Below are 14,128 nucleotides of genomic sequence, written 5' to 3' on the forward strand. Positions count from 1 at the left end.
TCCTCCTCTAGTTTCCGTCTTGAGAATGAATGGCTGCTGTTGAGCTGATGATGGCGGCTGTCGCAGCTGTCTGCTGAGCCTGAATTGCCGCTTCGATTGCGGTGTATAGGCCTGATTCCATCAGCAGATTGTTCTCCATATACTCACTGAGATATAAGCAGACAGCAATTTTAAAATTAATCTCCTTTTGCCGTTTAAATGCTTTATCTTGGTTTAATTCGCGAGCAATAGCCAAAACGGTTTTGATATCTGGCTCTTCCAGAAATGTGAGAAGGGCAATGTCTGGATAATGATAATCCTTAGGCTTTTTGAAAGATGCAATGATGGATTGATATATATGTTTGTAATGGGAAACAAGTGTTTCAGGGGCTTTTTCACTTTGTAAGGCCAGAATATGGCTGACCTGATGTAAGTACCGCCCTTTTTTAAACCCGTTGGCCGCCAGCAGCTGATAGCATGTTTCCGCTTTGTTTAGCGCCTCCAAACCTTTTCCGCTTTCGCCAAGCAATACGGCAAGCGGAACATTCTGGGGTGAAGTGAGGAAATAATGATTTTTCTTCATCTGCTGATAAACAGAAAGCCCCGTGTTCATCTGTTCTCTTAGGTTTGTTGTGTCTGATTTGCCGGTGAGCAGGATCAGGGCCGAAAGGTACGTGAATATATCCCGCTTATATCCAAGCTTCACCATTTCATTGTATACGTCGATGAAAGTCAGAAACGTTTGTTTTGCCTCATGCTGAAAATGAATGTCCAGAATGGAAGCAACTGTAAAGCGGTGGTGGGAATTGAGTGTCGAGAAGCTGCCGATGTTTGATTTGATATAGCTGCTCAAATCATAAAAGCGCTCAAAATCAAACTCTCTTTTATTCACAATATATGCAGACGAAATGAGTATTAATATCTGATCTTGTGCAACTTTCCATTTTAATTTTGATTTTAATTCGGCATAAATGGAAATGTATTGTTTTGTCTTTTCGCTAAGACTGTTTGTCAGCATAAAAACGCTCCTTATTGCTGTTTTTATCTTATACGAAAAATGGGGCCAAAAGTTTCTTAAAGAAAAAACTTGCCTGCGAGAGGCAAGTTTGTCGGGTTATTTACGGGGATCTGTTATATCCATCGGTCTCATCATGTCATAGTCTTCATGCTCAAGAATATGGCAGTGCCATACGTATCGTCCGCTGTATGGCCCGAATGTCGCCGCGATTCTCAGGACTTCACCGGCGTGAGCTTGAATGGTGTCTTTCCAGCCCTTTTCACTTGGAGGCGGCGGAACAGCCGGGCCTGTATAGGACAATTCCCCGCTTTCTTGATAACGTGCGATATCAAATGGCCGGCGGTCTAATACACGGAAGGAGACCAGATGCAGGTGAATCGGATGTGTTCCGCGTGTCGGATTGATAATGGACCATATTTCAGTTGTGCCGGCTTTTGGTGCTTCTGTGACAGGGTCGTGCCACCGTTTGTTATTGAGAAGAAGGACCGGTCTGCCGTATTCGTCCTGGGTGCCTGCCAGTTTCAGTGTTCTGATGTTTTGGATTCTTTCATTCTGCACCGAAGGGTATGAGGCGAGGTACTTCGGCTTTCTGCTTTCATCTTTTTGTGCCAATGGTTTTGTGACTCTGAATTGCATGATATTCGCATCTGTTTCGGGATTGACGTCACCGCCGCAGCCTGCGCTGTTTGCCAAAATGATCGATTGTCCTTCATAGGCTGTGAAATCAATGATGATATCATAACGTTCGGCAGGTGCAAGACTGAAAGAGTTCAGTTTAGCAGAGCGCGGAAGAAGCCCGCCGTCTGAACCGATCTGAATAAATTCTCCGCCGTTATCGAGTGACAGATTATAGGTTCTCGTATTGGAGGCGTTGATGACGCGGAAGCGGTATTTCCTCGGTTCGACCTCCAAGTATGGCCAAACCTTCCCATTCACCAGTATGGTTTTTCCGCAAAAAGCCGGAACGATTGAAGGATTGGGAAGTGTCGGGGAAGGGTTTTCCGGTCCGTTTGGATAAAACAAAGAACCGTCCTCGTTGATCGTGCGGTCTGTGATAAGAAGCGGTATGTCGTATTCGCCGGAAGGCAGCTTTAAGCGTTTTTCCTTTGGATCGTGAATGAGGTAAGCGCCGACGAGTCCGGCATAGACATTCAGCCTGGTAAGCGCCATGGCGTGATCGTGATACCACAAAATAGCACCGCGCTGCTGATTCGGATAATGATAAACCTCTCGTTTGAAATAAGGGCCTGTTTGCTCAAAGTTCTTGGAAAACCAAGCTTCCGGATACCCGTCACTATCATCTGGCGTGACCCCTCCGTGTAAATGAACAACAGTCTTTACTTCGGGCTCATCATGCTGGCTGTCGCTGTGATGAATCGTATGGTCAATCGGAAGGAAATGCGTTGAAGGAAGGTGATTCATCCATTTCACATAAACGTTCTCATTTCTTTTGACCTCAATGGTAGGCCCCGGAAATAAGCCGTTGTAGCCCCAAAGGCGGGTCGGGGGGAGATCGCGGTGGAGCTGGTGAGTGCATTCTTCCATAGTGACTTCGTAGTATGTCTTTTCTTTTGTTTGCTGAACAGGCTTTAGTGTATCTGGGATTGGGAGAGCATCCGCAAATTTTTCAAGTACCATTTTTCATCTGTCCTTATCTGAATTTAATATATTGGTATTATAGTTAATGACAATAAGGGCGTGATGGTTACAAAAAAATGGCGTGCCTCTGCCTGCCCGAAGAAGAAATAACAAAATCCTAAACGGGAGTCCGTTTAGGATTTGATCAGCATTAAGGGAGGATGTCGGGCTGCTGATGTGTGACAGACTTGGCTGCCGCTTTTTCGCTCACCTTGCGTTTTCTGAACACAAGATAAGAAATCAGAACGATTCCTGTGATGACGCCTGTCAGCAGCAGCTCGTCTCTCATGGAATCAATGAATGCCATAGATACTAAAATCCCGCAGATGGCGATAATGGTCACGTAGGTTAAGTATGGGAAGAGCCACATTTTAATCTTTAAAGCTTCAGGGTTCGTTTTTTCAAGTTTTTTACGCATTCTCAAATGGGAAACAGCGATGACGAGATAGACGAGCAGTGCAATTGCGCCTGATGAATTGACTAAAAATAAAAAGACGGTATCAGGAGAAAAGTAATTCATCACAACCGCGATATATGAGAAAAGTGTACCGGCAACAATCGCCTGTACGGGAGCACCTTTTTTGCTTAATTTCATAAAGCGGCGCGGTGCTTCCTTTCTTTCTGCAAGTGAATACAGCATTCTGGATGTGGTGTACAAACCTGAATTCAGGCAAGAGAGTACAGCGGTGAGGACGATAAAATTCATAATCTGCGCGGCAGCGGGAACACCGATATGCCCGAGCACAGCGACGAACGGACTTTCTAAAATATTGGCTGAATTCCAAGGCAAAAGCGCAACGACAACGGCAATAGAGCCGACGTAAAAGACAATGATGCGCCACACAACGGAACGCGTCGCTTTGGTCACGGATTCCAATGGATTGGATGTTTCTCCTGCAGCGATAGCAACGATTTCCGTTCCCATAAAGGAAAAAATAACGACGACAATGCCAAGCAATACGGAGCTGATGCCTTGCGGGAAAAATCCGCCTTGGCCCGTCAAGTTGGAGAGGCCCACTGGACTGCTTCCTGGTGCGAACCCAAAAATGAAAGCGAATCCAATAATTAAAAACAAAATAATCGTAACGACCTTAATAAGGGAGAACCAATATTCGAATTCACCGAATGATTTAACGGAATAAATGTTGGTCAGTGTGAGCAATACGGTCAAAATTAAGCTTGTGAGCCACAGAGGAATATCGTGGAACCAGTATTGAATGATGCCGGCTCCGGCAATTGCTTCAATCGCGATAACGACGACCCAGAAAAACCAATACAGCCAGCCGATTGCAAATCCGGCCCATGGCCCGATGGCGTCATGAGCGTATTGGGAAAACGATCCGCTCGTCGGGTTTACGGAAGACATTTCACCGAGCATTCTCATGATGAAAATAACCAGTAAGCCGGCTAGCGCGTAAGAAACGATAGCACCGGGACCGGTCGAGTGAATGACTGAACCGCTGCCTACAAATAGGCCGGCTCCGATCACGCCCGCGATCGAAATCATGGTCATATGGCGGGTCTTTAATTCTTTTTTTAATCCTGATTGAGACTGGTTCATAAATTACCTCCTTAAAGAATGAAACCATTACTGAATATTATGATAATTGAAACTCTATCATAAATATACAGTTTGTCGAAAATTCGTGTAAGAAAATATAACAGTTTATTTTAAATTTGTAGGTTATTGTTTGTGGTGTTTTAAGCAGATAAGCTTGGATTAAAAGAAAAAATGTTTCGTTAATTATTCATTTTTGCAGCTAGCGTAGTATTTTAAAATATCGAAGATCGCAGAGGTATTGGCGGCATTGAATTTTAAGGGATTTTTAGAGGAGAAAGTAAATTGGTTTAGAGAAACAGTGTTCCGCCATAACTATTTTTCTGTGGCGAGTGAATCATGTTTCTGTAGACCCACTGCTATTCAGCTTTGTATCATTATAATAGGAATTCACGAGCGGAGAGGAGGTTTTGTATGGAGAGATACGATGAACTGAAGAAGGGAGAAGCCGGGGCTATTGTCAGCATTTCCGCGTATCTTGTCCTGTCCGCGATTAAGCTGATCATCGGTTATTTCTTTCACTCGGAAGCGCTTATGGCAGACGGGTTTAATAACACAACTGATATTATTGCTTCTGTTGCTGTGCTGATCGGCCTTCGCATCTCTCAAAAGCCTCCTGATGAAGATCATCCATACGGCCACTTCCGGGCGGAAACGATTGCATCACTTATCGCATCCTTTATTATGATGGTTGTCGGACTGCAAGTGCTGTTCAGCGCCGGAGAATCTATTTTTTCTGCTAAACAAGAGACGCCGGATATGATTGCGGCTTGGACGGCAGCAGGCGGGGCAGTCCTGATGCTTATGGTGTACCAGTACAATAAAAGGCTGGCCAAAAAGGTGAAGAGCCATGCGCTCCTTGCCGCGGCCGCTGATAATAAATCGGATGCGTTCGTCAGCGTCGGCACGTTTATCGGAATTACGGCTGCGCAATTCCGCCTTGCTTGGATTGATACGGTCACGGCGTTTGTGATCGGTCTGCTCATTTGCAAAACGGCATGGGATATTTTCAAAGAATCATCTCACTCTTTGACAGATGGATTCGACGTAAAAGACATTTCAGCTTATAAACAGACAATCGAAAAGATTCCAGGTGTACGCCGTTTAAAAGATATTAAAGCGAGATACTTGGGCAGTACGGTCTACGTTGATGTGGTGGTTGAAGTATCCGCTGATTTAAATATTACGGAAAGCCACGATATTGCCAATGAAATTGAGCGGAGAATGAAGGAGGAGCATGCGATTGATTATTCACATGTTCATATGGAACCTTTAGAACGCAAATAATTGAGCTTCCTGTCATAGGAAGCTTTTTTGGTGTGATTTATTCTGCTTTATTGGAAACAATTTGCTAGAATCGTTTTTTTATACAGATCGCTTTTTGTGGTAAAGTTAGGTTACAATATGATGAATTTTGTAGATGACTAGGAGGAAAAGAATGGCATACCAAGAAGACCTGCATCCTTTGCTGGGGAAAGCAGTTGAACATATTAATAGAGTAATGGTGGGAAAACGAGACATCGCCGTACTCAGCTTAGCAGCCATTCTTGCCAAAGGGCATGTGCTGCTTGAGGATGTACCCGGAGTCGGTAAAACGATGATGGTCCGCGCGCTGGCAAAGTCAATCGGCGCCGACTTCAAAAGAATTCAATTCACTCCGGATTTGCTGCCATCTGATGTCACAGGCGTGTCCATCTATAATGCGAAAACGATGGAATTTGAATACCGTCCCGGCCCGATTATGGGAAATATCGTGCTGGCCGATGAAATCAACCGTACCTCTCCGAAGACACAGTCTGCTTTGCTAGAAGCGATGGAAGAAGGAAGTGTAACGGTAGATGGCCATACGATGCCGCTTGCGGCTCCGTTTTTTGTGATGGCAACGCAAAACCCGTTCGAATATGAAGGGACGTACCCATTGCCGGAAGCCCAGCTTGACCGTTTTTTATTCAAACTTCGCATGGGTTATCCGACCTTTAATGAGGAGCTGGACGTCTTATCTCTTCAGGAAAAAAGCCATCCGATTGAGACGCTTGAGCCGGTTATTTCAAAAGAAGACTTCATCCGTTTGCAGCGGGAAGTGCAAAATGTTCGCGCCGATGACAGCATTAAAGAATACATTGTGGAAATCGTGCAGAAAACGAGACAGCATGCCTCTGTTCAATTAGGCGTCAGTCCGCGCGGATCAATCGCTCTCATGAAAGCGGCCCAAGCATATGCGCTGCTCCATCATCGCGACTATGTCATTCCGGATGATATTCAATATTTGGCTCCTTTCGCGCTTCCGCACCGGATGCTGCTGCAGCCAGAGGCGAAGTTTGAAGGTATCGAGGCAGACGCGATCGTACGGGAGATCATGTCCGTTGTGAAGGTACCGGTTCAAAGGTCGTCGATCCGCTGATGAAGAAGACGCAATGGCTGGTATATGGGTGGAAGCTGATTGTATTAACGCTATTGACTGCTGCTGTTTTTTCTTACGCGATGTTTCAAGGCGGCTTTGTCAGCTGGTTTTTGTTTTACGCGTTTCTCCCTTTTGTCGTGTATGCCGGACTGCTGGCGTTGTATCCGCTCCGCTCTTTTCAGGCTTCACGGCAAATGGCCAAAACACAATTGCAAGCGGGGGACAGGCTGGGCGTGTCGGTAACGCTGAGAAGGAAGCTGCCGTTTCCGCTGATGTATATGGTGATTGAAGATTGCCTGCCAGAAGGAATCGAGTCATTGAACCGAGACGAAGCCGCGGCCAAACGTCTCGTTTTTCCTTGGTTTAAACGGCGTATGACGATGTCGTATGAATTAGCTCGCGTACCGCGCGGAGAACATCATTTTCATGCTGTCAGGGTGCGAACCGGGGACGTTCTCGGCTTGATTGAAAAAACAGCTTTTTATGAGCTGGATGATACCCTGTTTGTCTATCCATCCTTTCAGCGACTTTCTTATCAGGTGAATGAGAGGCATCAGGAAGATGGTGTAAGCGGGTCTTCTCCGGTTCATCAGCACCATTCCGCAGTCGCAGCGAGTGTTCGGGATTACCAGCCGGGAGACCGGTTTGCCGCGTTAGACTGGAAGACTTCTGCACGGCGGAGCCAGCTGATGACGAAGGAATTTGAACCGTCTCGAAGCAAAAACCTGGTTCTTCTGATGGATCGTTTTTCCTCTGAAGCATTCGAAGAGGTCGTTACTGTGTCAGCTTCGATTCTTCATTCTGTTTTACAAAGCGGCGCGGGGGCAGGTTTGGCCTCAGTCGGAAAGGAAAAAACGCTTTTTCCTATTCAAGAAGGGGAGCAGCATTTTAAGCGCATGCTTCGGCATTTAGCCGTCGTTCATTGTGATGCGGCTGACCCGGTAAGCCGATATGTACGGGAGGAGCTGGGTAAGCCGTCTGTTCGCAAAGCTGATAAGGTGATCGTCACGGGGCAGTTCACGGAAGATTTGTTGAACTTAGCAGAAACCGGGGGAGGCCGGTTTACAGTGATCCTGGCAAAAGAGAAAGACGCTGAGCTTTCTCAAGCTGAAAATGTCATGGTCGAACGCATGATGAAACGCCAAATCAGAGTTCAGGTCATGAGGGGCGGACGAGTTTCGCGTGTTGTTTAGAAAGAGGGGTGACGGTGCACATGCCGCACGATGATCAGAAGGGAAGCCGTTTGAGCTTGCTGCTATTTTATTTTCTGGCGTTTTTATTGCTGTGGGAGTGGCTCAGACCGCTTGACCGTTTTACAGATACGAAACATACGGGTTTTTTTATTGTCTTTATCGGCTTGACGTTTCTACTGAGTTTTTTCAGAATGAGGTGGTTTGTCACCGTTCCTTTTTGTGTCTTATTTACGTTGATCTCGGTGCACATCCTGTTTTATCAAGGGTCCATCTTTGATTTGAACTGGGTCAGCTCTTTTTTGCGGGATGTCTATTTGAATATCACGCTGATACAATCAGGGCAATGGAATGACATGATTCCTTCGTTTCGGACCCTGTTGTTTTTTGTGCTGTTGTGGCTGCTGGTCTATCTCCTTCATTATTGGGTGATTTACCAGAGAAGAATCTTATTTTTCTTTATGATGACAGTAGCGTATATTACGATTCTTGATACCTTTACGCCATATGATGCCACTTTTGCCGTCATCCGTATCGTGCTGATCGGCTTCTTTATGCTTGGCCTTTTATACTTAGAACGCATCAAGCTGATGGAAAGAATCGCATTGCCAAAAATATCTGTCCTGAAATGGTTTCTGCCGTTATCGGTATTCATTTTGGCTGCCGTGGGATTCGGACTTGCCGCTCCGAAATCAGATCCGGCTTGGCCTGATCCGGTGCCTTTTCTCAAAAAAATGACCAATCAAGAGCGTGTGCCGGCTGGTGAAAGCAAAATCGGATACGGGAACCATGACGAATCACTCGGCGGCCCGTTTCAGCAGGATGACACCCCTGTTTTTACTTGGCAGGGAAAAGAGCGTACGTATTTCCGTGTGGAAACGAAGGATACGTATACCGGGAAAGGTTGGATTGAAACAGACACAGGCATGTCATATCAGCTAAGCGGAGGGAAAGTTGAAAATCTATGGTTTGACCACAAGGTTGCGACAGAACGCAGCGCCGTCCGTGTCAAAGTTGATGAACACTACGGGTATAACCATGTGATGTATCCGATCGGTGCGAAAACCATACAGCCAAAGCAGGCTGTCTCGCTTGAAATGAACGGAAACACGGAACAAATTTCCCCGATCAGTGAACAAGCCGGTGAGATCAGAAATATGGGGAGCTATTCCGTAACGTACAATTCCCCGGTCTACAAGCTGGATGAGCTGAGAAAGGTGAAAGTGAGAAACAACAGTGAGGAATACACATTCAGCAACCGCTATATGCAGCTGCCGGATTCACTGCCTGAGCGGGTGAGAACCCTTGCGGCCAAGCTGACTCAGGATCATGATAATATGTTTGATAAGGTGAAAGCGGTTGAGGACTATTTAGGTTCAAATCAGTTCACATATGAAACCGAAAACGTGACCATCCCTAAGGATGATGGGGATTATGTCGATCAATTTCTGTTTGAAACAAAGATGGGCTACTGTGATAACTTTTCTTCCGCTATGGTGGTGCTCCTGCGTTCGGCCGGCATTCCGGCCCGCTGGGTCAAGGGGTATACATCAGGCGAATATAAAGAAGCGGGAAACAAAAACGGCAGCATCTACGAGGTGACAAATAACAACGCCCATTCCTGGGTAGAGGTGTATTTCCCAGAACAGGGCTGGGTCACATTTGAGCCGACTAAAGGGTTTACAAACCCGGCTGCATTTACTTCTTCTGACACAAAGGATTCCGGCAGCGAAAGCAGCAGCTCACCGGAGAAAACAAAAGAAGCGCAGAAAAAAGAGAAAAAACAGCCGGAAAAACAAAAGGAAAAACGGGAGACACCAGTTTCTAAAAAACCGTCCGCTTCACGTGAAAATGCCGGGGCGGGCTGGTATGGAGCGCTTGGGGTTCTTGCAGTCCTGCTCTTGGCAGCGGTCTTGCTGTATGTTTTCCGTTCGCTATGGATTCCTATTTTCGTTGTAAGAAAATTGAAGCGGCGCAGCGATCAGCACGTGTTTTTTGAGGCATATGGCGCGCTGCTGAAACAGCTGAAGAGAAGAGGCATTCCGAAACGAGACAGTGAAACGCTGCGTGACTATGCGAAACGAATCGATGGAAAATATAGCTCGGAAGACATGTCAAAGCTGACATCAAGCTATGAACGGGCGCTTTACAGAAATGAAGATTCGAAGGCGCTTTGGAATGAAACCAGAGAGTTATGGGAAAATTTAATTAAAAGAAGATGGTCTTGACCGCTTATCGACGTGTTGTTAGAATTAGTGAATATTATCGGAGTCTGGGAGCGAGTTACCGGACTCCGGCAAACGGCCTTGCCAAAGAGGGCGGATCGTGTTTCATATCTGTCCTCGTTTTTTTCTGTGTCAAAAAACTTAGAGGAGATTAGGTGACAACCATGACAAAGTTAGTGAATGAAATGATTCTTGTCCTTGATTTCGGCAGTCAGTATAACCAGCTGATTACACGCCGTATCCGTGAATTCGGTGTATACAGCGAGCTGCATCCCCATACATTGACGGCTGAAGAAATTAAAGAAATGAATCCGAAAGGAATTATTTTATCCGGCGGTCCAAACAGTGTGTATGATGAAAACTCTTTCCGCTGTGACGAGAAAATCTTCGAGCTTGATATTCCTGTTTTGGGAATTTGCTACGGCATGCAGTTGATGACTCATTACCTTGGCGGTAAAGTTGAAGCGGCAAGCCAGCGTGAATACGGAAAAGCAAACATCCACATCGAAGGCGCACCTGATTTGTTCAAAGATCTTCCGAACGAACAAGTGGTTTGGATGAGCCACGGCGATTTGGTTGTAGAAGTTCCTGAAGGCTTCACTGTTGACGCGACAAGCCATCACTGCCCGAATTCAGCGATGAGCAAAGCGGACAAAAAATGGTACGGCGTTCAGTTCCATCCGGAAGTGCGCCACTCTGAATACGGCAATGACCTTCTGAAAAACTTTGTATTCGGCGTTTGCGAATGTGAAGGCAAATGGTCAATGGAGAACTTTATCGAAATTGAAATGCAAAAAATCCGTGAAACGGTCGGAGATAAGCAGGTTCTTTGCGCGCTAAGCGGCGGCGTTGATTCCTCTGTTGTTGCTGTTTTGATTCATAAAGCGATCGGCGACCAGCTGACTTGTATCTTTGTAGACCATGGTCTTCTCCGTAAAGGCGAGGCTGAAGGGGTTATGAAAACATTCAGCGAAGGCTTTAACATGAACGTCATTAAAGTAGACGCACAAGACAGATTCTTAAATAAACTAAAAGGCGTTTCTGATCCTGAGCAAAAACGCAAAATCATCGGTAATGAATTCATTTACGTGTTCGATGATGAAGCGGACAAGCTCAAAGGCATCGACTATCTTGCACAAGGAACGCTTTACACTGATATCATCGAGAGCGGTACGGCAACGGCGCAAACGATCAAATCTCACCACAATGTCGGCGGGCTTCCAGAAGACATGCAGTTTGAACTGATCGAGCCGTTAAACACGCTCTTCAAAGACGAAGTGCGCGCGCTTGGCACAGAGCTCGGCATTCCCGATGACATCGTATGGCGCCAGCCTTTCCCAGGACCGGGACTCGGAATCCGCGTACTTGGCGAAGTAACAGAAGAAAAACTGGAAATCGTTCGTGAATCAGATGCGATTTTACGTGAAGAAGTTGCGAATCACGGATTAGAGCGTGATATTTGGCAATACTTCACTGTTCTTCCTGACATCCGCAGCGTTGGTGTTATGGGTGACGCGAGAACATATGATTACACAATCGGAATCCGCGCCGTTACTTCAATTGACGGCATGACATCTGACTGGGCGCGTATCCCGTGGGATGTGCTTGAAGTCATTTCGACACGTATCGTAAACGAAGTGAAGCACATTAACCGCGTGGTGTACGATATTACAAGTAAGCCGCCTGCGACGATTGAGTGGGAATAAGTAAATAGCTAATAGAAAAACGTCCCTTTTACAAAAGGGGCGTTTTTTTTGTGAACTTTTTGAAACCGTTTCGGCAGTTTTCCTATCTAACAACATAGGAGGTGGATAAGGTGAAGGAAGAAAGATTGATTACAAAGGCGAGAAAAGGAAATGCTCGAGCCTTTGAAAAGCTTATGCTGGCACATCAGGAGACGTTATATAAAACAGCCTATCTCTATTTAAGAAACAAAGAAGATGCACTTGATGCTGTACAGGAAACGGCTTATAAAGCCTTTATTCATATAGAAAAACTAAAAGAGCCAAAGTATTTTTTAACGTGGCTTACTCGAATACTGATTCATTCCATTTTCGCCATGAATAAAAAGAAAGGAGATTTGGTTCCGATTGAGAAACAGCATGATACTGGCACTGATCAAGCCAATATCGAGGAATACATGGATTTGCGAAATGCGATTGATTCACTTGATGAACATGTTCAGCTCACGATTCAGCTCTATTATTTTCAAGATTATTCGATTTCAATGATAGCTGAACAAACAGGAATGGCAGAAGGCACAATTAAAACACATTTACATAGAGCAAGAAAAGCTTTGAAACAGGAGCTGGAAAAGGAGGACCAAAACAAATGGACAAATACCAAGTAAAACAGATGTATGACGAAATAAAAGTGCCAAAGAAAGCACTCAAAAAGGCAATACATCAAGCTGTCGTTCGTGCTGAAAATGAAAGTAACAGCAGGCGCCGTTTTAAATGGGGACGAATCCTAACAAATGGTATCGCTGTTACTGCTGTGGTAGGTATACTGTATTTAACGTCCGGTCTTTTTCTGCCATCTGTAAACAAAGCGATGGGAAGCATACCCATTGTCGGCCAAATTTATAAGGATTTTCAAGATAAAGTTGGCCTATCATTGTTTAAAAGCAATTTGGTCACAGCTTTGAATGAAAAAGCAGAGTCTAGGGGAATCACTGTTTCTGTAAATAGCTCATATTACGATGCCGGACAGCTTGTCTATATCTTTACTGTGGATAACTTCCAGTCTGATGAAAAAGAGATCATGTATGATGTGGACGAAGCGAGTTATAACGACAAGTTTTCAATCAACTACGATTTCTTAATGCTTAAAAAATTAAATAACAAGCAATACGCAGGACAATTAAGGATTTATACAAATGGTACTGAAATAAAAAATGGGGATACTGTGCCTTTTGTGATTACTCATATCAATGAAATACAGGGGAATTGGAGATTTAATCTGCCTATTACCAAAAAGAATGCAAGTTATTTAGAAAGTTCAAAGGAGGTATCGGCTTATCATAATCGTTATCAATTTTCCAATATTCAAGTGGAAAACGGAAAACTTGGATCTGTCCTTCAATTTACAATAGATTATCAAGGCATAGCAAAGAATGATGAGGTTGAAATTAACGAGGTCAAAGATGATTTAGGAAACACATATGAGATGTCAGCGTCAAACATCGAACTTGGAGACCGCAAAAAAGTAAACAAGAGAACGGTAAGAGCAAAAGGCCAAACACAGTTAAAATCACCAATCAATCCAAAAGCGAAAAAGCTGACATTAATAGCAGATATTAGATTTGAGGCTGAGGGCAGTGAAATCGTTCCGCTAAATGCAGAGATGCCGTTTCGTGTTTCAGAAACAAACCATCAAAACATAGGGATTGAAATCAATAACATGAAACAAGAAGGGAGGAAAGTATTGGTTTATTACCGCTTCACTGGAGTTGATACTTCAAGTATGAACGAAGATGACTTAGTGAATATAGGTGAAATGATTGGCCTTGGTGATATGAAAAAAATGCAATCATGGCCTGATCCAATGGCTTATTATGAAGAAGGTTATTATTTGAAATGGAATAAAGCTGAAGTGAAAAATATGAACACAGCCGAAATGGTATCTACTTTTGAACTGGATGATGCCTATCTTGATAAGCTTTCTTTAAAGCATTTTGAGTTTAATGAATATGGTCTTTATATTGATAAAGGCGTTTTAAATGACCTGGTTCAACGAAAGCCATTCTCGTTTACTGTACCAGTGCATCAGGTGAGTCAGCCTGCCAAGATAAAATAAGCATAAGTTGAAAAACCGTATGAAGTCATACATACGGTTTTTATCATTGTTATCAATTTAGTCAATAGACGAATAAACCATTTTTTTGAATCGGTAATGTTCGTTTTTTATATTGTCATTTCAAAACGAACTTGGTACAATAGACACAGAAATCAAATAAGATAATTCGTATAATCGCGGGGATATGGCTCGCAAGTCTCTACCAAGCTACCGTAAATGGCTTGACTACGTAAACATTTCTTTCGTTTGATATAAATAAAACACGTTTATTTATACGAACTGAAATCCGTCTGTAGTCAAGCGTCCCAAAATGCATTGGGG

Annotated in this window: 10 protein-coding genes and 1 riboswitch; of the genes, 7 read left to right on the forward strand and 3 right to left on the reverse strand. The window is 44.4% G+C overall.

The window, feature by feature from the left end; translation table 11 throughout:
* Window positions 1-7 precede the first annotated feature (7 nt).
* From ABZM97_RS03525 to gabP, 3 genes are all read right to left on the reverse strand, one after another.
* Window positions 8-997: a DUF4003 family protein gene (locus tag ABZM97_RS03525; protein ID WP_253268871.1), complete on the reverse strand. Its 990-nt coding sequence runs from the start codon at window positions 995-997 to the stop codon at window positions 8-10.
* Between the two features lie 96 nt (window positions 998-1,093).
* Entirely contained in the window at window positions 1,094-2,635 is a 1,542-nt protein-coding gene (gene cotA, locus ABZM97_RS03530; protein WP_367387223.1) for an outer spore coat copper-dependent laccase CotA, read from the reverse strand.
* Between the two features lie 151 nt (window positions 2,636-2,786).
* A complete protein-coding gene (gene gabP, locus ABZM97_RS03535; protein WP_253268873.1) occupies window positions 2,787-4,196 on the reverse strand; it encodes a GABA permease in 1,410 nt (469 codons plus the stop codon).
* A 411-nt stretch (window positions 4,197-4,607) separates the two neighbouring features.
* Between gabP and mneS the strand changes: the two genes are divergently transcribed.
* The 7 genes from mneS (at window position 4,608) to ABZM97_RS03570 (ending at window position 13,807) form a co-directional block, all read left to right on the forward strand.
* On the forward strand, window positions 4,608-5,480 hold the full coding sequence (mneS, locus tag ABZM97_RS03540; RefSeq protein ID WP_367387224.1) for a manganese transporter MneS: 873 nt from the start codon (window positions 4,608-4,610) through the stop codon (window positions 5,478-5,480).
* Between the two features lie 151 nt (window positions 5,481-5,631).
* Window positions 5,632-6,594, forward strand: a complete 963-nt coding sequence (locus tag ABZM97_RS03545; protein ID WP_087991333.1) for a MoxR family ATPase — start codon at window positions 5,632-5,634, stop codon at window positions 6,592-6,594.
* A complete protein-coding gene (locus ABZM97_RS03550) occupies window positions 6,591-7,787 on the forward strand; it encodes a DUF58 domain-containing protein (protein ID WP_367387478.1) in 1,197 nt (398 codons plus the stop codon). Before ABZM97_RS03545 ends, ABZM97_RS03550 begins: the two co-directional genes overlap by 4 nt.
* Window positions 7,788-7,807: 20 nt before the next feature.
* On the forward strand, window positions 7,808-10,012 hold the full coding sequence (locus tag ABZM97_RS03555; RefSeq protein WP_367387225.1) for a DUF4129 domain-containing transglutaminase family protein: 2,205 nt from the start codon (window positions 7,808-7,810) through the stop codon (window positions 10,010-10,012).
* 161 nt (window positions 10,013-10,173) lie between these two features.
* Complete coding sequence (guaA, locus tag ABZM97_RS03560) at window positions 10,174-11,715, forward strand: glutamine-hydrolyzing GMP synthase (protein ID WP_087991386.1); 1,542 nt, start codon at window positions 10,174-10,176, stop codon at window positions 11,713-11,715.
* Between the two features lie 110 nt (window positions 11,716-11,825).
* A complete protein-coding gene (locus ABZM97_RS03565) occupies window positions 11,826-12,359 on the forward strand; it encodes a sigma-70 family RNA polymerase sigma factor (RefSeq protein WP_087991334.1) in 534 nt (177 codons plus the stop codon).
* Window positions 12,341-13,807: a DUF4179 domain-containing protein gene (locus ABZM97_RS03570; RefSeq protein ID WP_367387226.1), complete on the forward strand. Its 1,467-nt coding sequence runs from the start codon at window positions 12,341-12,343 to the stop codon at window positions 13,805-13,807. Before ABZM97_RS03565 ends, ABZM97_RS03570 begins: the two co-directional genes overlap by 19 nt.
* 146 nt (window positions 13,808-13,953) lie before the next feature.
* A riboswitch (purine riboswitch) is annotated at window positions 13,954-14,055 on the forward strand.
* Window positions 14,056-14,128: the final 73 nt, after the last annotated feature.

The sequence above is a fragment of the Bacillus vallismortis genome (assembly GCF_040784915.1).
Classification (GTDB): Bacteria; Bacillota; Bacilli; order Bacillales; family Bacillaceae; genus Bacillus; species Bacillus subtilis_G.